This is a genomic window from Nonomuraea angiospora (genome assembly GCF_014873145.1).
GTDB classification, from domain to species: Bacteria; Actinomycetota; Actinomycetes; order Streptosporangiales; family Streptosporangiaceae; genus Nonomuraea; species Nonomuraea angiospora.
Genome location: NZ_JADBEK010000001.1, coordinates 12,949,038 through 12,968,330, shown reverse-complemented (window position 1 = coordinate 12,968,330; position 19,293 = coordinate 12,949,038). Strand labels below are relative to the sequence as shown.

Below are 19,293 nucleotides of genomic sequence, written 5' to 3'. Positions count from 1 at the left end.
TGAACTAGTTCGGGTTCCCGCGGGAACCGGCGAGCGGGCCTGGCTCGGCCGCCCGCGGCCGCGGGATGTGGTCCGTGGGGGGTGTGCGGGTCTCGGCAGGCAGCAACGCGTCGGCCTCCGCCGCCACGGTGGCGAGAGTCATGCGCAGCTCCAGCAGCATCCGGCGCGGAACCTTGATCATGACGTCGCCGGGGTCGGTCCGCAGCCGGGTGATCTTGGTGAGGGCCAGTGCGCCGATCAGCACGGAGATGGCCACGCACAGCGCGAGCGCGCCGGCCAGCCCCGCGAAGGGACCGGTCATGAACGGGTGGTCGATGACGACCGACACGACCGCGACGCCGACGGCCCCGCCGACCATGCGCGCCATGGTGGCCGCGCCGACGGCGGAGGCGTACTGGTGGGGACGGGCGGCCAGGGTGGTGGCGACGGAGGTGCCCGGCGCGAGCGCGCCGACGCCGATGCCGACCACGACGCTGGCGATCAGGCCCCACACGGTGGGCCCGGCCTGCGTCAGCACGAGCACGCAGGCGCCGCCGCACAGCAGCGAGCCGGCGTAGATCAGCCCGTACGCGCCGACCCGCTTGACGATCCGCCCGGCCAGGAAGCTCGTCACGACGACCGCCACCGACGTGGGTGTCAGCCACATGGCCACCTCGAGCATGGGGTAGCCCAGGTGGAGCAGGTAGAGCGGCTGCACGGTCAGCAGCCCGTACGACAGAGCGCCGAAGCCCCAGGTCGCGAGCCAGCCCCAGACGAACCTGGGACGCCGCCACAGGGCCAGGTCGATCGCGGGCAGGCGGTGGTGCTTGGCCTGCGCGAACGCGCCGCCCAGCAGGGCCAGCGCGGCCAGCGCCAGCCACACCACGTCCATGCCCCAGGCCATCGCCTTGGAGATGGCCAGCACGATGACCGCGATGCCCGCGGCGAGCAGCCACGCGCCGAGGACGTCCGGCAGGCCCCTGGCGCCGGCGCGCTTACCCGGCGGAAGCGCGGCGCAGGCGATCAGGAGCGCGACGCCGATGACGACGTCGGGAACGAACAGGGCCCGCCAGCCGACGGAGACGACCAGCCAGCCGCCGCCCGCCTGCATGAGCAGGCAGCCCAGCCCGGAGGCGGAGCTCCACAGAGCGATCGCACCGCGCCGCTGCGACTCCGGCAGCTCTCCGAGCAGCAGCCCGAGGCTGGCCGGGATCATCGCCGCGGCGCCGGCGCCCTGGACGGCCCGTGCCGCCAGGACGTACGACCAGGAGTCCACCAGGACGGTGGCGACACCGCCCAGGACGAACACCACGAGCCCGACGGCCAGGACCCGCCGGCGGCCGAACAGGTCCGCCCAGCGGCCCGCGCTGGCCAGCAGCGCCGCGATCGGGATGAACGCCGCGCTGGTCAGCCAGACCAGGTCGCCCAGCGGCATGCCGGCCCCGGCGGGTGTGTACCGCAGGACTCCGACTGCCAGGGTGGTGGCCGTGGTGTCGGCCATCACCGTCAACATGACACCCGCACCGACCAGCCGCAGCATCACGGCGTGACGACGGTCGATGGTGCTCGTCCCCCGCGCTGGTGACGAACGCACGTGGTCACCTCCAAGCTATGAGTGGTCTCCGCCGACCGGCACACTCCGGTTGTGCGACCGGCGGAGGTGGGTCGTTCGGTTATGCGCCGTAGCGGCCGGGCGAGAGCATGCCGTCCGGGTCGAGGGCGGTCTTGAGCCGGTGGAGCATGCCCAGGCTGGCGGTGCTGGTCTCCGACCACACGTCGGCCGCCGCGTGGTCGATGTCGGAGCGGTAGATGGCGCACCCGTGGCCGCGCAGCAGGCAGTTGCCGTCGTTGCGGAGCTGGTGGGCGCGGTAGGAGGCGTCCGGCACGCCCCGCTCGAAGAAGATCTGGATGACGCCGTTGGCCATGTGCCGGCTGACGAGGTTCCACTCGACCATGAGCGCGGTGGTGTGCGCGTCCACGGCCGTCTGGAGGGCGGCCAGGATGTGTTCGGTCCTGCGGGCGTGGGTCGGCATCAGCGGCATCAGCGCCAGGAAGCCGGTCTCACCCGCGTCGATCTGGTCGCAGGAGCTGACGCGGAGGGCGTTGCGCACGCCCAGGCAGGTGGGGATGCCCTGGGACATGAGCGCCCTCGGGTAGAGCGGGTCGTCGGGGCCCACCTCGGCCGCGTCGACCACGCGCAGCGCCTCGGCGCCCTCGACCTCGATGAGCGCCTTGCGCAGCAGCTCCTCGGCCAGCTCCACGGTGGCGTCGCTGCCGAGCAGCGGCCCCATGACGGTGAACAGGCCGGGGTCGACGCCCTTGGGCAGGAACCAGTCGCCGTGGCTCGGGACGAGCGCCAGCTCGCGCACGCGCAGCATCCCGTCGGCGGGGTTGCCGCGGCGCAGGAACCCGGCCATCGCGTCGAGCGCGACGCCGACCTGGTCGCGCGGCATGCGGCCGTAAACGAGGCCGACGGTCTGCGGACGCGGCACGAGGGCGACGGCCATGGCGGTGACGATGCCCAGGTTGTGCTGGACGAAGGCGGACGTCAGGTCGGGCCCCGCGACCCGGCCGTGGTAGCGCCCCGCCGGGTCCAGCCCGCCGGTGGTGACCACGCTGCCGTCGGCCAGCACGGCCTCCAGCCCGGCCACGTCGTGCACCCGGGAGCGGAAGGTGCCGTCGCCGCGGTCCAGGGCGTTGCCGACGACGGAGGTGTCGGCGCAGGAGTTGGTGACGTTCAGCATCCAGGGGGTGTCGTGCAGCACCGCGGCGAGCTGGGCCTGGGTCACCCCGGGCTCGATGACCGCGTAGCCGGCCTCCAGGTCGAGGCTGCGGATGCGGTTCATGCCGCTCAGGTTGACGACCAGGTTGTCGTCGGTGACCGGTACGGCCGAGCCCATGCCCCAGTTCCTGCCGGTGCTGATCGGGTAGAGGCGGCGGCCGGTCCTCATGGACTGCCGTACGAGCGCGCGTACCTCGTCGAGGCTGCGCGGCGCGTCGACGCCCGCCACGGAACGCGGTTGGTGACCCCCGACGTCGTGCGACTTCAGCTCCAGTCGCTCAAGGTCCTGCATGACTCTCCTCTTTCGGCTCACGCGGTGTGCTGGAGCAGGTCGTCGATGGAGCCGATGGCCTGGTTGGACATCTCCCTGATGCCGAGCAGCCGCTGCTCGACGTACTCGTCGGGCTCGGCGGCCGGGTCAGCGAGGTCGAGGGTTCCGAGCGGCGCCGACTGCACGGGGACCTCGTGCAGTCCGTAGGGGTGCCGGCGGGGCCGGACGGTGTCGGTGTCCCGGGTGTCGCGGATGGTTCTGGCGGGCAGGTGCGGGGGGGTTCGCATGACGGGAGCTCTCCTACCGGACTCGATGGGGTTTTTCCGGGCGACCGCTCGCCGTTGAGCGGATCTGGGTCAGCGTGCGCCCTCCCTGTGGTCGAGGTGGTCGACCACCGGAGTGACGGCCGCGGGGGTCGCCCGCGGCACGCCGTGGTTGATGACGCTCGCGGCGATGCGGCGCTCCGCCAGCCCCATGTGGGGACGGCCGGCGGTGCCACCGGTGCTCGGCCGGGCGCCGGCCGAGCCTCGGATCATGGAGCTGGCGTGCACCCATCGGCGCGACTCCAGCAGCACGTCGCGCTGGGCGCGCGACAGGTTCGAGTGGCGGGCGTACTGCTCGCAGACGGCCCGCGCGAGCACCCGCGCCATGACGAGGTGCTCCGCGCAGGCGGCCGAGACCTTCGCCTCCAGCCCGATGACCTGGGCGAGGAGCAGCTGCAGGTGGGACAGTCCCGAGCTGCGCTCGAACCCGTCGAGCTCGGCCAGCCGCTCGGGCCAGCGCAGCCGCCGTTCGATCGCGGCGTTCACGGCGGCGACGATCTCCGTGGCGGGCTCGTCCGGGCGCCGGCCTTCGAGCTGCACGGCCCGCTGCGCGGTCGACTCGAAGTCGGTCAGCCTGCGCAGTCCGCTCTGGAGCAGGCGTACGCGGTTGTGCAGGCAGGCGGCGCTCCACCCGAGGACCAGCAGCCGGTCGGCGTCGGCCTCGCAGTGCCAGCCGACGAGCGCGACCTCGCGCGCCATGCGGTGGTAGAGCACCCAGGATTCCTGCGCGGCCACCGGCACCGGGGTGTCGATCCACACCTGCAGGCCGCCCGGGGGTACTTCGTCTACGCCGACGTCCACGCCGGCGGGCGCCACTCTGGCGCAGATCCGCTGAACCACCCGTTGCTGGGCGGCTGTCTCCGGCGCAAGGGGCACCGGGCCTGGCAGCACTCGCTCTGGGGCCACTCTCGCCCTCGGCTCGATGCTCATCTGGGGGCCACCTCCCGACCCACGACCTACGTAAATTGACACTTAATAGTGCCGTCCCGATCGTCGTCAGAGAGGGGTTTCCTGTCAACTGGTACTTAACAAAACCGGCATGGATCACGCGCCGCCAGATCGCCGGCAGCCGTGAACCCGCGACTTCCCGCAGGTGAATCCGGTGTTACGGAGCGTGGATCATCTAGAGTCCGAACGGTTCGGTCAGTTCGGGAGACACGCGGGGAGCGAGCCGGTGTGGGTGCCAAGATCCGTGGTCGTGGCCTTGTCGGTGGCCGTGGGACTGCCCGCGCCGCCTGACGCGACGCAGGCGGCGGCCGGTTACTGTCAGCTACCGGATCACTCCCAGCCGTCCATCCCGGACGAGGCTTACCTGATCGATACTGCTTCCTCACCAGACTGGATTCATCCCAATCCGCCGCCCGTCGACCGCGAGCCGACGGAGTCCGAACGGCTCGACTTCGCGGGCTTCCCGAACGTCTCGGTCCTCGACGTCGCGGGCCCCGGCGGGGCGCCCCGGCAGAAGGTGATCAGCACCTTCACCACGAACGTGGACCAGATCGTCACCCTCACCAACTCGCTCGCGGTCTCCGACGACGGCGGGCTCACCTTCGGTCCGGCGAACCTGACGCCGCTGCGCGAGGCCCCCATCCAGCTGCTCGACGGCCGGTACTTCGCCACCGAGTACTACCTGCAGGTCACCGGCCCGCACACCGGCACGCTGGGCGTGCTCACCACCTCGTCGCTGGAGGACGGGGAGAGCTGGGTGCGCTCGGAGGCGGCGGTGACCACGCCCGGCGAGCTGCTGCCCGGCGGGGCCACGCACGGGCTGCCGGTGCAGCTCGCCGACGGCACGATCCTGATCACGATGTACGCCCAGTACCGCGACACGGGGACGTACCAGGCCGAGCTGTACGCCAGCCGGGACGGCGGCCGGACGTTCGAGCGGCGCGGCGTGATCGCGCCGCCGTCCGACGGGTTCGTCTACAACGAGGCGAGCGTCGCGCAGACGATGGACGGCAGCCTGCTGGCGGTGCTGCGCCGCGACGGCGGCCGGTTCTCCACGCTGCACCAGAGCCGCTCCACCGACGGCGGGCGCACCTGGTCGCCGGTCGGCGAGCTGCGCTTCGCGGGCCAGGACTGCGTGGTGCGCGGCGTGGCGCCACGGCTGCTGCTGATGCCGGACGGGGTCCTCGTGCTCAGCGCCGGGCGCCCGGACAACTGGCTGGCCGCCTCCCCCGACGGGCTCGGCGAGGAGTGGCTGGAGCCGCGGGTGACGTACCACAACCGCGACGGCATCTGGCCCGTCCACGGCTCGTCCGGCTACACCGGGATCGCGGCCCTCGGCCCGCACCGGCTGATCCAGGTGTTCGACAACTGCAAGCTGCCCGGGGTGCGCCCCGACGGCCTGCTGGACGAGACCGCCTGCCCGGCGCACGGGCGCTTCGAGAACCGCGGCTGGTACGCGATCAAGCGGCAGCTGTTCACGATCGACCCTCCCGGCCCCGGCCTGCTGGACCTGGCCGCGATGCGCCGGAGCGGCCGGTTGAGCGTCGAGACCACCATGCGCTGGACCGGCCGCCCCAGGAGCCGCCCCGGCGGGGCCTTCGACGGCAGCACCGGCTACTGGTCGAGCGCCGTCGGCCAGGGCCGCGGCCGGTACGTGCTGCACCTGGACCGCCAGTACGCGCTGACCCGGATCGGCCTCAGCCTGCGCCCGGGCCATCCGGCCGGGGCCCGTGTCTACGTCTCCAAGGACGGCCGCTCGTGGGGCGAGCCCGTCGTCACGATCAAGGACCGGACGGACTACGCGATGCGGTACGAGGAGATCGACCGCACGGGCCGGCACATCAAGATCGTCACCGAGCCGGGCTCCGACTGCGAGCCTGAGCTCGGCCGGACGTGCAGCATGCTCAACGAGATCGAGCTCTACTCGCCGTGAGGCGTCTCCGGTCCCGGGGTCGTCTCCGTGGGCGTGCCGATGGACGACCCGGTGGGCGTCCCGGTGGGCGAGCCTGTCGGTGTCTGCGTGCCCGGGCCGCCCCCGCCCTGCCGCAGCGCGGTCAGGTGCGCCGTCAGCGCCGGCTCGGCCATCCTGGCCAGCGCCACGACCGTCGGCGAGGTCCCGTGGGAGATCTCGAACTTCGTGGCCGCCAGCGCCTCCTGGTGCGCGTTGATCATGGCGGCCGTGAAGTCCTGGTCGAACTCGTCGGCCGGCGAGTCCTGCAGCGTGGCCAGCATGGCGCGCTGGTCGGCGCTCGGGGACATGGGCAGCGGGATGTGGAGCCGCGTGGCCGCGTCGGTCACCTTGGTGTCGAGCTTGGTGTGGTCCACGACGAGCATCTTGCCGATCGACTTGATCCGCGCCGAGCGGCCCTTGCCCACCGCGAGCTGCCCCGCCTGGACCTCGGCCAGGTTGCCCTCGTGGATGCCCCGCATCCAGGCCTTGTCCTGCTCGGACGGCTGGGTGTCGGTACGCGGCACCAGGCCCGCGGTGTCCGTCGGCACGTCGGCACAGCCCCCGAGAGCGGCCAGGGCCAGGGCGGCCAGCAACAGTGTGCGCATGAGCATTTCCTATGACATGGTGAAATGGATCCAATACAGAGCGTAATCATCCCTTCCCCCAAAACCCGGCATCCCACCTCCGGGCGCGTCCACCACCCCACATCCCGGACACCGAGCCGACCGGCCGCGTGGGCCGTCGTCGATAATGACCACGACCACGAGACCGACGTGACCGGAGCCCGGATGACCCAGCCAGACCCCCGCCCGCCGCACCAGCGCAAGCGGGACACCCTCGACCGGCTCGAGAACGACGTGGACGCCTGGGTGGCCACGGCGGACGAGGGCGGGGTGCCGTACCTGGTGCCGTTGTCGTTCCTCTGGGACGGCGCGACCCTGCTGATCTCCACCGTCAGCACCAGCCGGACCGCCCGCAACCTGCTGGCCTCCGGGCGGCTGCGCGTGGGCGTGGGGCTGGTGCGCGACGTCGTCCTCGTCGAGGGCACGGCCGAGGCCATCCCCGAAGCCGAGATCCCGGCGGAGGTCGGCGACGCGTTCGCGGCGAAGACGGGCTTCGACCCGCGCACGGAGCCCGAGTCGTACCACTACTTCCGCATCACGCCGGTGCGGCTGCAGGCCTGGCGCGAGGCGAACGAGCTGCGCGGGCGCGACCTCATCCGCGACAGCGAGTGGACCGTCGTCTGAAGATCCGCGACGGCGGGTGGACGGGCGTCTGAAGATCGCCGACGGCGGGCGGGCGGTCAGCCGAAGGTGACCGCCAGGGTGGTGTGGCGTTTCGGGATGATCGTCGCCTTCCCGTCGTCGCGGGCGAGCCCGGGGTAGGCGCGGATGCGCAGGTCGCCCACCTCCGGGCGGCCCGCCTCGTGCCACGCCCGCACGTGCCCGGCCAGGTCGGCCGCCAGCGCGGCACCGCCTGGCCCGTGGCCGTGGGCCGCCAGGCCGGGGCCGGTGGGTCCACGGCCGCGGGCCACGTGCGCGCCCTGCCCTCCGAGCAGCGCGATGGCGTCACCGTCCACGAGGCCGGCGCTCATGCCGTACCCGTGCCCCAGCTTGCCGGTCAGGACGCAGCACCGGGGGTCGCGCAGGGCCAGCCACAGCGTGACGCCCGGCCCGTACGCCACCGCCTCGCCCCCGCCGACGGCGACCTCGGCCGGTTCGGCGTCGAGCGCGGCCAGCACGTCGCCGATCTCGCGCCACTCGGGCAGGCCCAGCATGAGCTCGGGCTCCTGGCGCAGCACCACGGTCGCCTCCGGCCCGGCGAACGCCCCGCGCAGCCGCATGAACCCGCACGGCGCCACCGACCCGCTGGCCCAGTGGTCACCGGCGCGTTCGAGGGCCACGGACACCTGCACGCCCCGCAGGTCGAGCGGCGCCACCAGCCGCCCGCCCGCGCCCAGCTGCTCCAGCCACGCCGGGGCCAGGTCCCACACGCCGACCGTGGCGATCACGCGGTCGTACGGGGCCCGCTCCGCGTACCCCTGGGCGCCGTCCGCGCACACCGCCTCCACCCGCGCCGCCCCGGCGGCGGACAGGTGCCGTGCGGCCCGCGCAACGATGTCCTCGTCGATGTCGACGCTCACCACGTGCCCGGCGGGCCCGGCGAGGTGGGCGAGCAGGGCCGCGTTGTAGCCGGTGCCCGCGCCGATCTCCAGCACCCGGTGCCCCGGCTCCACGCCGAGCTGGTCGAGCATCGTGGCCATGATCGCGGGCTGCGAGGACGAGCTGATCGGCCGGCCCGCGTCGTCACGTTTGGTGACGATGGGCTCGTCGCGGTAGGCGTCCACGGGGTCGACGCCGGGCACGAAGAGGTGGCGCGGCACCGCCAGCAGCGCGGCGGCCACGGGATCGCTGATGTGCCGGCGTTCCCGCAGGTGCGCCACCATGGCCTGCCTGTGCTCAGCGAAGTCCATGGCCCCCATTCTCCACAGGGAGCTCCAGGAAATCTGGGTAAAGAAACAGTCAGGAAGGGTTGAGCTGGAAAGTTGGGGGAAGGGCAGGCAACTCCTGAACGTCGACCGTGAGGAGGAGCCGTAGTGCTCACCCTGACAGCCAACGCAGCCCAGGCGATCCGCGATCTGACCTCGTCTGCGCCCGAACCTTCTCAGAGCGGGATCCGCATCTCGTCTCAGGGAGAGGGCGCGAGTTCGCTCACCCTTACGCTGGCCACCGCTCCGGAGCCGGCGGACGAGGTCGTCGAGGCCGAGGGGGCGCGCGTTTACCTCGACCCCGTGGCCGCCACCGTATTGGAGGACAAGTCACTGGACGCCGGAGCCGACGACCAGGGAAGCGTGTCGTTCCTGGTCAAGGAACAGACGGCGTGACATGGGCGCCCGCCGTGCCGCACCGGCACGGCGGGCGCGCCCGTCAGCCGTCGCTGAGAAGCTTGTGGAGGTAGCGCAGCTGCTCCTCCGTCTGGAAGCCGCCGCCGCCCTCGTGGCCGTTCCAGGGCCACACGGAGATCTCCTTCGGGCCCTGCCAATGGTTGTAACCGGCGAACACCGTCGACGGCGGGCAGACGTCGTCCATCAGCGCCACCGAGTAGAGCGCGGGCACCTGGCCGCGGGCGGCGAAGTTGAGCCCGTCGAAGTATGACAGCGTGCGGAAGACCTGGTCGGCGGTGTCCCTGCGGGTGGACAGGAACCGCACCAGCTCCTGGTACGGGTCCCTCCCGGTGATCTCGACCGCCCGCCGGAAGTGGGTCAGGAACGGCACGTCGATCAGCGCCGCCTTGACCGCCGGGTGCAGCGCGGCCGTGGCCTGCGCGATGCCGCCGCCCTGGCTGCCGCCCGAGACCACGACCCGGCTCGCGTCCACCGCCGGGTGCTCAAGTGCCGCGTCCACGGCTCTGACGGCGTCGGTGAAGACGCGCCGGTAGTAGTAGTCGTCCGGGTCGAGGATGCCCCGGGTCATCATGCCCGGCGCCTGCGGCGAGGCGCTGCCGTGCGGGTCCCCGGTCGCGCCGGGACTGCCGGTGTTCGCGCCGCCGTGGCCACGCGTCTCCATCACGAACACCGCGTACCCGGCCGAGGGCCAGAACAGGTGGTCCTTGGGGAACCCGCGCCCGCCGCTGTAGCCGATGTAGTGCATCACGCACGGCACCGGGCCCTCCACGCCGCGCGGCACCAGGAACCACCCGTTGATCCGGTGCCCGCCCCAGCCCGCGAAGGACACGTCGAACACGTCGACGGTGGCGAGGGGCAGGTCGTACGGGACGTACTCGGCGCTCAGGTCGAACTCCCTGGCCTCGCCCAGGGTGCGTGACCAGAACGCGTCGAAGTCGGCGGGCTCGTCGCGTTCGGGGAGGTAGCTGCGGAGTTGCTCAAGCGGCAGGTCGAACAGTGGCACGGAATCTCCAGCCTTGTAGAGGTACGCTGATATTTCACCTCATCGCGTCGGAAAGCGCTATCTCACCCCGCGCCCGGAATCCCATCCCCCTGACCGAAACCCGTGGCGTGCACTAACGTCCCCTTGTGGCTTCTTTCGCCAGACTGGCCGGGCGGGCAGTGGCGGGCGCCGGGGTGCTGGCCCTGTCGCCGGTCCTCGGGCTGGCCACTTTGGCCGGGATGGCGATGGTGGGCGCGCAGGCGACCACGTTCACGGTGACGGGGCTGGCGGTCTTCGCGTCGGTGTTCTTCCTGGGGCTGCTGCTCTGCGTGCCCAGGCCGAGGGCGGCGTGGGGGCGCTGGTTGCGGGCGCTGGTGATCCTCGGGGTGGAGGCGGCCGTCGTGTGGCCGGTCGCTCTCGCCACGCTGCGCCCGCCGCAGCCCCCCGCTCCCCCGGCGCCGGTGGCGGGGCAACGCGAGTGGCGGCTGCCGACGGGCTCGGAGCTGGCGTACGTCCGGTTCGCGCCGAAGCGGGTCACGCGCCCCGACCCCGTGGTGTTCCTGCACGGCGGGCCCGGCGTGGCCGACCTGGCGGCCGCCTCGGCCTTCTTCGGGAAGCTGACGGCGGACGGCTACCAGGTCTACGTCTACGACCAGCTCGGGGCCGGGCGCTCGGCCCGGCTGCGGGACCCCGGCGAGTACGGCCTGACGCGCGACGTGGAGGACCTGGAGGCCATCAGGCAGACCGTGGGCGCCGACCGGCTCAACCTCGTCGCCCACGACTACGGCGCCCAGCTCGCCACCGCCTACCTGGCCGCGCACCCCGACCGGGTCGCCAAGGCCGTGCTGGCCTCCCCCACCGGGCTGCCGCCGGAGCGGAAGCCGGACGGCGAGGTGGAGCTGGCGGCGATGTTCGGGCGGGGCGGCTCGCCGGACCCGCGCCTGCTGGCCGTCTCCACGCTGCTGCGGGTGGACCCGCGGGCGGCGCACGACTTCGCGGGCGACCGGGAGCTGGACGCCTACCTCGGCCTCGTCCGGCAGGGGGCGCCGCACCCGTGCCCGGCCGCCGCCGCGACCGGCTCCGGGGGCTACGTCGGCCTGACCGGGCGGACGGCGCCGTCCTCGCTCCCGTTGAGCCTGTCCGAGGCGAAGGCCCCGGTGCTGATCGTCAAAAGCCCGTGTGACGAGCAGGGCTGGACGTCGGCCATGGACTACCGGCGGGCGCTGCCGTCGGCCACGCTCGCCTACCTCGGCGACGAGGTCTCCACGGACGCCTATGCGAGCCAGGCGTACCTCGGGGTCCTGCGGGCGTTCCTGGACGGCCGCCCGGTGCGGGCGTACGAGGGCGAGCGCCCGCCGCCCGGCTACCGCGGCCCGAGCTGACCGCCGCGCCGGGCGCGGCGGTCGGCTCGGGAGGCCCGGGGTCAGCGGGAGGACGGGCGGCGCTCGGCGTCGCAGCCGCCCGCCTTGGTGCCCGCGACCTTCCACTCCGCCCCGGGGAACGGGCTCATGAAGTGCGTCAGCAGGTCCACCGCGTAGTCCGGCACCTGGTCCCCGGGATCCAGCAGCGACACCATCTGGGGCCCGTCGGCGCCACGCAGCGTGATGGAGCTGGACCCGTCCCCGGCCGCGAAGCCGGGCTTGGCGTCCACCGTCACGCACGCCAGGCTGATCCCCGCCGCCTTGATCTCCTGCTTGGCCCCGATCCGCCGCATCCGCTGGTCGTAGCGGCGCAGCGCGAGCGAGTCGGTGGGGGCCAGCCGCACCGAGTCGTGGAAGACGTCGCTGCCGACCTCCCTGCTCAGCCGCACGTCCAGGGAGACCTCGGGCCGCAGGTCCACCCCCTTGGCGGCCACCTTGAGCCACCCGTAGTTCCCCTCGAAGCCGGGGGCGACGTACCCGAGGGCCGGGGGCGCCTTCAGCCCGAACGGGACCTTGCCGGGCCGGATCCGCAGCCACGACACGCGCTGCGCGTCCAGCGACAGGTCCTTGACCGCGCTCGCCGCCAGCCCGAACTTCCCGCCGACGCTGTAGGTGAGGAAGCCCGTCGTGTACGGGACCTCCTTGCTCACGGAGATCTGCTGCGGCGCGACGGCGTCCATCCGCAGCCCCGCGTGCAGCGACAGGCGGCCCGTGGGGACGGGGCGGGAGACGAGGTCGAGCGACTGGTCGGGGTTCATGCGGATCGTGGTGTCGGCGGCCAGGTCCTTGACCGCGAACGACACGTCCCCGAGCCTGCCCTGCGGGTCCACGAGGCCGCCCTCCACGCCGAGGTAGCCGTCGAGGGTGCTGACGTTCGACTTGTACGTGAGCGCCGGCACGCTCAGCCCGGCGGCCGAGGCGTCGGCGTCCACCCCGAACACGGCCGGCACGTCCGCGAAGCGCAGCTCGCCGGTGCCCTTCCCGGCCAGGGTGACCTTGGCGTCCAGGCGCTTGACGGCCGCGGAGTTGTTCACGCGGATGCGGGTCTGGGCGCCGTAGGTGCCCTGGACGGACACCGAGGCCGGCACGGGGTCGATCGACACGTGCCCGCGCAGGTCACCGGCCTCGGCCTGCACGTCGAGCGCGCCGAGCGTGGCGGCGGGCTCGATGCGGTACGCGGCCTGCACGGCGTTGCCCTGCGCCACGCCGAACGGCCCCAGCGACATGCTGGTGATCCGGGAGGGCAGCCCGGTCAGGGTGGCCCTGGCCTTGACGGGCACGGGTGACAGGACGCTGCTGGCGAGATAGACGCCGAGGCTCTTGCGCCGCGGGCTGAACCCCGAGAACGCGAACGTCTTACCCGGCAGGTCCACGGTCACCTGGTCCGGCAGGCCGCTCACGTCCAGGTATCCCTGCAGCCCGAAGCAGCCGCGATCCGGTGTGCAGAACGGCCCCTGGGAGCAGCCCGCGGATCCGGCCGCGCAGCCGCCGTCCACGAGGGACACGCCGCCGGGCACGGCGGGCGCGGCCCGCATGCGGTCGAGCGCCCCGGCCTTGCCGAGCCAGGCGCGGGCGCGCACGTCCAGGCGCGAGCCGGCGTAGGTGAGCTTGCCCCCGTCGGAGGTGACCGACAGGCGGCCGGGCACGGGCCCGAGCGTGCCGATCAGGCCGAAGCGGGCGTCACCCTGCGTGACGTCGGCGTCCACGGCCAGCCTCTGCCGGGCCGAGCTGAAGTCCGCGTTGAACCCCTGCGCCGCCGGGGTGAACCCGACCTGCTTGAGCCCCTTGACCAGCACGCTGGCGTCCAGGTCGCCGGTGGCCTGGCTGTAGTGCGCCGACAGGTGCGGCCCGGTGGGCGCCTTGGCGCCGTCGTGGTTGGTGAACGCCAGCTCCGCCGACCCGACCGGCCCGGACAGGCCGCGGAAGCGGTACGACGCCGGGTCCCACGAGGCGTCGAAGCGGGCCGGCACGCCGCTCACCTCGGCGGCGGCCCTGGCGTACCGGTCGCCGAGCTTGGCCCTGGCCAGGGCCGAGACCTTGGTCACCGGCGCGTCCGCGGTCCAGGTGAGGCTCCGGGCGCCCGTGTCGGCGACCAGCTCGACGCTCTTGCGCACGCCCTCGACGGTCGCCTCCAGGTCCTCCCCGGACGGCGAGGTCACGTGCGCTTTATTGGCATAAATCCTGATCTGGTCAATCTTGTCGGACGTGGCGACCTTGACGGTCGAGCGCTCGCCCAGCTCCCACGACGCCTTGACGTCGTCGCGCACGCCCAGGACGGTGCCGTCGATGGTGGGGCCCGTCTCGAGGTTGGCGTAGGCGGCGCGGATGGTCCGGATCACGCCGCTGGCCTGGTATTCGGCCTTGCGGCCCGCGGGGTCGAGGGTGACGTCCACGGTGGAGGGCGTGTTGGAGATCTCCAGGCGGGCCACGTGGGTGCCGTCGATGCTGGCCGCCCCCACGAACGAGCGCCCGCTGGAGCCCACCTCCAGGTGGGCGTGCGGCACGGCCCCGTACGTGACGTCGAACCCGGACAGCCCCGACAGCAGCCCCGACACCCCCACCGCGTCACCCTTCTTGATCATGGTGACGTGGCCGCCGCGCGGGGTGGAGACGGCGCCCTCGTTGCGCTGGAGCACCACGGCGAAGCGGCCGATGGGCGAGCTGGTCGTGTGCGTGACGCGGTGCTCGGCCAGGTCGTTGACCAGGCGCACCGTGGCCGGCAGGTCGCTCAGCTCGGTCTTCAGCACGGTCTTGGCCGCGGCCCGGTCGAAGAAGAGCAGGGAGGCCGCCCCGGCCCGGCCCTTGGCGGACTCGACGGTCAGGGTCTGCTTGCCGTCCGCGGCCGCGTACTTGGCGGTCAGGGTCGGCGGCACCTTCCTGACCTGGGCGCTCAGCACCCTGGCCAGCTTGCCGTCACGGTAGGTGAAGCTGTGCAGCCGGGCGCGGGCGATCGAGGACGGGCTGGTGAAGCGGACCTCGCCGTCCGACAGCCGCACCGCGGCGCGGGCGGGCATGCGGTCGAGCACGGCCTGGGTGAACTGGCGGCCGGTCACCGCCAGCGCCTCCAGCTTGGCGGGCGCGGAGGCGTGGACGTCCAGGGAGGGCGAGTCGAGCGCGGCGGTCACGCTGAGCTTCTCGGTGGCGGGCGTCTGGCGCAGGCTCACCACGCTGCGGCCGGTCAGCCCCGCGACCAGGGCCGCGGACCTCCCGGGATCGGTACGCTTCACGCTGGCCTTGACCTGCCTGCCCGTCAGGTCGACGCCGAACGTCCCCCAGTCGAAGGCCGACAGCGACGCGCCGTGCCGCAGGCCGTCGAACCCGACCGACACCTTGCCGTCGTACTCGGCCCAGACCAGCGCCTTGACCTTCGCCTGCGACAGCCGCTTGACCGCGAACCCCAGCCCGGCCGACCCCGCCACGGGGTCGGCCGTGGGCACGAGGTCGGCGGCCAGGTCGGGCCTGCCGTCGCCGGTGACGTCGGCGACGGCCGGCGTGGCGACCGGCTGCGAGATCGAGCAGGAGACCGGCACGGCCTCGCTCTGGACGCAGAGCCGGTACGTCAGCCCCGGCACGGCCTTGCCCAGCTCGCTCAGCCCGTCGAAGGCCTTGAGGATCGGCGCCAGCGGCTTGATCAGCGTCAGCGGCTCGGCGTCCGCGGTGTCGGGCAGCACGCTGCGGACGTCGGGCGCCTGCCTGCCGAAACCCTGTTCCTCCTGGACGGAGGCGGCCTCGGCGGTGACCTCGTCGACGAGTCGCGGCCCGGCGGGCGTGGTCACCTCGGGCTCGTCGGGCCCCACCCGCCCGGTGCCCGCGGGCCTGACGGCGAGCGAGGGCCGGGTGGGAACGCTGACCGCGGCGGCCGGCGGCTCCTGCACGGCGGGCACGGGCTGGACCCTCACCTGGGTGTGGGCCTGCGTCTGGGCTTCGGCACTCGGTGGCAGGGCCACCAGGACTGTGGCGCTTGCGATGGACGTCGAAGCGAGCACGCGCGCAAGGGCGTGCGGCATGAAACGTTCTCCCCCGGACCGGTCTAATTCATCCCATCAGAAACATAGGTCACGATGCGACCACATCTCCTCACAGGTAGTCAAACCCGCCTGGACATGGGACCCCAATTTTCGGCCGGGTTGAGTCTCCACCTAGGGGAGGCGGGAAGGTGGGGGCATGGCGCTCTACTCCATCGGTGACCTGGCCCGGCGCACCGGGCTGACGGTCAAGACCATCCGGTTCTACTCCGATCGGGGGATCGTGCCGCCTGCCGACCGCGGCCCCACCGGCTACCGCCTTTACGACGTCGACGCCGTCGCACGCCTGGAGCTCGTACGGACGCTGCGCGACCTGGGAGTGGACCTGCCCACGATCCGACGGGTCGTGGAGCGCGAGGTCTCGCTCCCCGAGGTCGCCGCGGCGCACGCCGAAGCGCTGGCCGTGCAGATCCGCACGCTCCGGCTGCGGCGCGCGGTGCTCACGGCGGTGGCCAGGCGCGGCTCCAGCCCCGAGGAAATGGATCTCATGCACAAACTGGCAAGACTCTCCGAGGACGAACGCCGCCGTCTCGTCGACGACTTCCTGGCGGCCGCCTTCGACGGCCTGGACACCCTTCCGGGGTTCGCCGGGCCCATGCGCTCGATGACGCCCGAGCTGCCCGACGACCCCTCGCCCGAGCAGGTGGAGGCGTGGGTGGAGCTGGCCGGGCTCGCGCAGGACGCGGACTTCCGGGCCGCCGTCCGGCGTACGGCCGCCCGGTACGCGGCCGAACGGGACGAGGCAGGGCACGCCGGCGAGCCACCGCGCCCCGATCCGGCCGCGCTGGCCCGCGACCACGCCCGCCCGGCCCTGGCGGCGGGCCTCGCCCCCACCGCCCCCGAGGCGGACCCCGTGGTGGCGGCGGTCGTGGCCGCGTACGCGCGCGACCGCGGCCTCCCGGACGGCCCCGCCCTCCGGCGGCGGCTGCTGGAGCGGCTGGAGGAGGCGAACGACCCGCGCAGGGAGCGCTACCTGGAGCTGCTGGCGGTGATCAACGGCTGGGCCGCCCCGGACCCGCTGACCCCCGCCCTCGACTGGTTCACCGAGGCCCTGCGCGCCCGCCTGGAGTGAGCCGTCCGCCGCCTCGTGAGATCAGGCGGAGCCGGCGGGCTGGACCACCGCGTCGGGCCCCGGGAAGACGAGCTGCTCGTGCCCGTCCTCGAATCGCACCCGGAACGGCGGCGTGCCGTTCTCGCCCCGGATCTCGACGATCTCGCCTATCCGGTCTCTCTGGCCGACGACTTTGCCATGGACGATCAGGTGGTCACCGACGTTCGCGCGCATGATGGGCTCCTCTCAGCCGGTCTTGGGCAACTTCGAGGTTCCTTCCCACCTTGTCCCCGCGGAGCTGCCCCGCAAAGGGCATGCCTTTCTCATGTCGAGTCAGGAGGAGATCTTCGTGAAGGTGATCGTCTTCGATGCGATGGGCGTCCTGTACCGGTACGGCAACGTCCAGGGCCGGGTGCTCATCCCGTACCTGCGGGCCCAGGGCTGCGCGGCGCCGGAGGAGGAGATCCGCGCGGCGTACCGGTCGGTGACGCTCGGGCGGATGACCACGGACGAGTTCTGGCCGGCACTCGGCCTGACGGCGCGGGATCAGCACTACTGCGGGGAACACCAGCTCACCGACGGCACCCGCGAGGCCCTGGACGAGCTGGCGGGCGACGGGTTCGAGCTGGCGTGCCTGAGCAACGACGCGGCGGCGTGGTCGGCGATCCTGCGCCGCCGCTTCGGCCTGGACCGGCGCGTCCGGCGCTGGTTCGTCAGCTCGGACCTCGGGGCCCGCAAGCCCGACCCGGCCGCCTACGAGGCGGTGCTCGGCGAGCTGGGCGTGCCCGCCGAGCAGATGCTGTTCGTGGACGACCGGCCGGTCAACCTGGTCCCGGCGCGCTCGCTGGGGATGCGTGCCGTGCTGTTCCGCAGCGACGACACCGGTGTCCCGTCCGAGCCCTGCGTCGAGAGCATGCCTGAGCTGGTCGCGGCTGCTAAGGCAGGAGGCCGTCCAGGGCGGCCAGGTCGTCGGGGGTGAGCTCGACGGCGGCCGCGTCCAGGTTCTCCTCCAGGTGGGCGAGCGACCCGGTGCCCGGCGTGGGCAGGATGACGGGCGAGTGGTGCAGCAGCCACGCCAGCGCCACCTGACCGGCGCTCGCCCCGTGCCGCCGCGCCACCTCCGGCACGCCGTCGCGGGCCAGCGAGCCGTTGCCCAGGGGGAACCACGGCAAGAACGCCAGCCCGCGCTCCTCGCACGCCCGCAGCACCGGCGCGGACTCGCGGTCCAGCAGGTTGAAGCGGTTCTGCACCGAGGCGATCTGCGTGATCTCCAGCGCCCGCTCCAGCTCCTCCACGGTGACCGTGTCGAGGCCGACGTGCCGGATCTTGCCCTCCTGCCGCAGCTCGGCGAGGGTGCCGAGCTGGTCGGCCAGCGGCACCTCCGGGTCGATCCGGTGGAGCTGGTAGAGGTCGACGGTGTCGGTCTTGAGCCGGCGCAGGCTCGCCTCGCACATGGCGCGCAGCCGCTCGGGCCGCCCGGAGACGTGCCAGACGTTGGGGCCCGTGCGGACGACGCCGCCCTTGGTCGCCACCACCAGATCGTCCGGGTACGGGTGCAGCGCCCGCGCCACCAGCTCCTCGGCGAGGTCGGGCCCGTAGTTGTCGGCCGTGTCGACGAGCGTCACCCCGCGTTCCACGGCGCGGCGCAGGATGGCGACGGCCTCGTCCGGGTCGAGGCGCGGCCCCCAGTAGCCGGGGCCGGTGAGCATGCCGGTGCCGTACCCGAGCCGGTTGACCCGCAGCTCGCCGGCGATGTCGAAACTCTGACTGATCACTGTGCCCTCTCAGTAGCTGTGGCTCGCCGTGACGTCGGCGGAGGCCGACACCGCCCGCTCGGCCGCGCCGCCGCGCAGCGCCAGCACGATCATGGACAGCGTGTCGACGATGGTGAGGTGGGCGAGGCGGCTGGCGACCGCCTCCATCCCGAAGACGAGGTCCTGCCCGCCGCCGACGAGCACCCAGGTGCTCTCCTCGGCCAGCGGCGAGCTGGCGTAGCTGGTGATCGCCACGACCCGCGCCCCGGCGGCGCGGGCGCGGCGGGCGGTGTCGACGGTGGAGCGGGTGGCCCCGCTGTGGCTGATCGCCAGGCAGACCGACGGCTCCGGCAGCAGCTCGGCGGCCAGGTGCGCGGTGAGCGGGTCGGGCGGCAGGTCCACCGGCAGGCCGAGGGCCCGCAGCCGGTAGGCGGCGTCGACGGCGACCGCTCCGGACAGGCCGGTGGCGGCGAACAGCACCCGGGCGGCCCCGTTGAGCGCCTCGGCGGCGGCGCTCAGGTCGTCGCGCGACAGCGTGGCGCCCAGCCCGCCGAGCGCCTCCCGCGCCGCCCGCACGGTCGCGGCCAGCGGGTCGCGGTCGTCCTCGGGCTCGGGCGCCCGTGGCGCCTCGCGGGCCGAGGCGATCTTCAGCTCCTGGTAGCCGCCGAACCCGAGCCGCCGGCACGCCCGTACGACGGTGGACGCCGACGTGCCGGCCAGCCGCGCCACGTCGCTCACGCTCAGGTGGACGAGCCCGGCGCCCTGGTCGAGCACCACCTGCGCGACCCGCGCCTCGGCGTCGTGCAGCCCGGAGAGCCTGGCCCGCACGGTCGCCGGGAGGGAATTGCGTTCCATGGCGGCAGAGTAGCAGAGAACGAAATTCCGCCTTGGTACGGTGGTG

17 protein-coding genes are annotated in these 19,293 nt (G+C 73.2%); 6 read left to right on the top strand and 11 right to left on the bottom strand.

Features of this window, described 5'->3' with window-relative positions; translation table 11 throughout:
• Positions 1-4: 4 nt before the first annotated feature.
• The 4 genes from H4W80_RS59405 to H4W80_RS59390 all read right to left on the bottom strand — a co-directional run bounded on the left by H4W80_RS59405 (position 5) and on the right by H4W80_RS59390 (position 4,156).
• Complete coding sequence (locus H4W80_RS59405) at positions 5-1,573, bottom strand: MFS transporter (protein WP_192793073.1); 1,569 nt, start codon at positions 1,571-1,573, stop codon at positions 5-7.
• 79 nt (positions 1,574-1,652) lie between these two features.
• The gene (locus H4W80_RS59400; protein WP_192793072.1) at positions 1,653-3,053 is read right to left on the bottom strand and encodes an FAD-binding oxidoreductase; all 1,401 of its coding nucleotides are present in this window, start codon (positions 3,051-3,053) and stop codon (positions 1,653-1,655) included.
• A gap of 17 nt (positions 3,054-3,070) precedes the next feature.
• Entirely contained in the window at positions 3,071-3,319 is a 249-nt protein-coding gene (locus H4W80_RS59395; protein ID WP_192793071.1) for a hypothetical protein, read from the bottom strand.
• Between the two features lie 69 nt (positions 3,320-3,388).
• Positions 3,389-4,156 carry a hypothetical protein gene (locus tag H4W80_RS59390; RefSeq protein WP_192793070.1) on the bottom strand — a complete coding sequence of 256 codons (768 nt, stop codon included), beginning with the start codon at positions 4,154-4,156 and terminating at the stop codon, positions 3,389-3,391.
• 397 nt (positions 4,157-4,553) lie between these two features.
• Here H4W80_RS59390 and H4W80_RS59385 point away from each other — a divergent pair, with 397 nt between their 5' ends.
• Positions 4,554-6,236, top strand: a complete 1,683-nt coding sequence (locus H4W80_RS59385; protein ID WP_318787586.1) for a sialidase family protein — start codon at positions 4,554-4,556, stop codon at positions 6,234-6,236.
• On the opposite strand, the gene H4W80_RS59380 is transcribed toward H4W80_RS59385, so the two are convergent.
• A complete protein-coding gene (locus tag H4W80_RS59380) occupies positions 6,224-6,859 on the bottom strand; it encodes a DUF4142 domain-containing protein (protein WP_192793068.1) in 636 nt (211 codons plus the stop codon). The genes H4W80_RS59385 and H4W80_RS59380 overlap by 13 nt on opposite strands.
• 183 nt (positions 6,860-7,042) lie before the next feature.
• On the opposite strand from H4W80_RS59380, the gene H4W80_RS59375 reads away from it, so the two are divergent.
• Positions 7,043-7,501 (top strand): pyridoxamine 5'-phosphate oxidase family protein, encoded by a 459-nt coding sequence (locus H4W80_RS59375; protein WP_192793067.1) that lies wholly within the window; start codon positions 7,043-7,045, stop codon positions 7,499-7,501.
• A gap of 56 nt (positions 7,502-7,557) precedes the next feature.
• Here H4W80_RS59375 and fxlM read toward each other — a convergent pair whose 3' ends face one another.
• Complete coding sequence (fxlM, locus tag H4W80_RS59370) at positions 7,558-8,727, bottom strand: methyltransferase, FxLD system (RefSeq protein WP_192793066.1); 1,170 nt, start codon at positions 8,725-8,727, stop codon at positions 7,558-7,560.
• Between the two features lie 123 nt (positions 8,728-8,850).
• Here fxlM and H4W80_RS59365 point away from each other — a divergent pair, with 123 nt between their 5' ends.
• Positions 8,851-9,138, top strand: a complete 288-nt coding sequence (locus tag H4W80_RS59365) for a HesB/IscA family protein (RefSeq protein WP_192793065.1) — start codon at positions 8,851-8,853, stop codon at positions 9,136-9,138.
• Between the two features lie 43 nt (positions 9,139-9,181).
• Here the strand turns inward: H4W80_RS59365 and H4W80_RS59360 are convergent, their stop codons facing one another.
• Positions 9,182-10,162: an acetylxylan esterase gene (locus H4W80_RS59360; RefSeq protein ID WP_192793064.1), complete on the bottom strand. Its 981-nt coding sequence runs from the start codon at positions 10,160-10,162 to the stop codon at positions 9,182-9,184.
• A 125-nt stretch (positions 10,163-10,287) separates the two neighbouring features.
• Here H4W80_RS59360 and H4W80_RS59355 point away from each other — a divergent pair, with 125 nt between their 5' ends.
• Positions 10,288-11,523, top strand: coding sequence for an alpha/beta hydrolase (locus H4W80_RS59355; protein ID WP_192793063.1), 1,236 nt, complete (start codon positions 10,288-10,290; stop codon positions 11,521-11,523).
• A gap of 41 nt (positions 11,524-11,564) precedes the next feature.
• Here the strand turns inward: H4W80_RS59355 and H4W80_RS59350 are convergent, their stop codons facing one another.
• Positions 11,565-15,569 carry a hypothetical protein gene (locus tag H4W80_RS59350; RefSeq protein ID WP_192793062.1) on the bottom strand — a complete coding sequence of 1,335 codons (4,005 nt, stop codon included), beginning with the start codon at positions 15,567-15,569 and terminating at the stop codon, positions 11,565-11,567.
• A gap of 157 nt (positions 15,570-15,726) precedes the next feature.
• Between H4W80_RS59350 and H4W80_RS59345 the strand changes: the two genes are divergently transcribed.
• Complete coding sequence (locus tag H4W80_RS59345) at positions 15,727-16,659, top strand: MerR family transcriptional regulator (RefSeq protein ID WP_192793061.1); 933 nt, start codon at positions 15,727-15,729, stop codon at positions 16,657-16,659.
• A gap of 21 nt (positions 16,660-16,680) precedes the next feature.
• Here the strand turns inward: H4W80_RS59345 and H4W80_RS59340 are convergent, their stop codons facing one another.
• A complete protein-coding gene (locus tag H4W80_RS59340; protein ID WP_192793060.1) occupies positions 16,681-16,872 on the bottom strand; it encodes a DUF1918 domain-containing protein in 192 nt (63 codons plus the stop codon).
• Positions 16,873-16,963: 91 nt separating this feature from the next.
• Between H4W80_RS59340 and H4W80_RS59335 the strand changes: the two genes are divergently transcribed.
• Entirely contained in the window at positions 16,964-17,617 is a 654-nt protein-coding gene (locus tag H4W80_RS59335) for an HAD family hydrolase (protein ID WP_192793059.1), read from the top strand.
• On the opposite strand, the gene H4W80_RS59330 is transcribed toward H4W80_RS59335, so the two are convergent.
• Together H4W80_RS59330 and H4W80_RS59325 are read right to left on the bottom strand one after the other, a co-directional pair.
• Complete coding sequence (locus H4W80_RS59330; RefSeq protein WP_264086235.1) at positions 17,574-18,347, bottom strand: aldo/keto reductase; 774 nt, start codon at positions 18,345-18,347, stop codon at positions 17,574-17,576. The two genes, H4W80_RS59335 and H4W80_RS59330, sit on opposite strands and share 44 nt — an antisense overlap.
• A gap of 75 nt (positions 18,348-18,422) precedes the next feature.
• Positions 18,423-19,247 (bottom strand): MurR/RpiR family transcriptional regulator, encoded by an 825-nt coding sequence (locus H4W80_RS59325; RefSeq protein ID WP_192793057.1) that lies wholly within the window; start codon positions 19,245-19,247, stop codon positions 18,423-18,425.
• Positions 19,248-19,293: the final 46 nt, after the last annotated feature.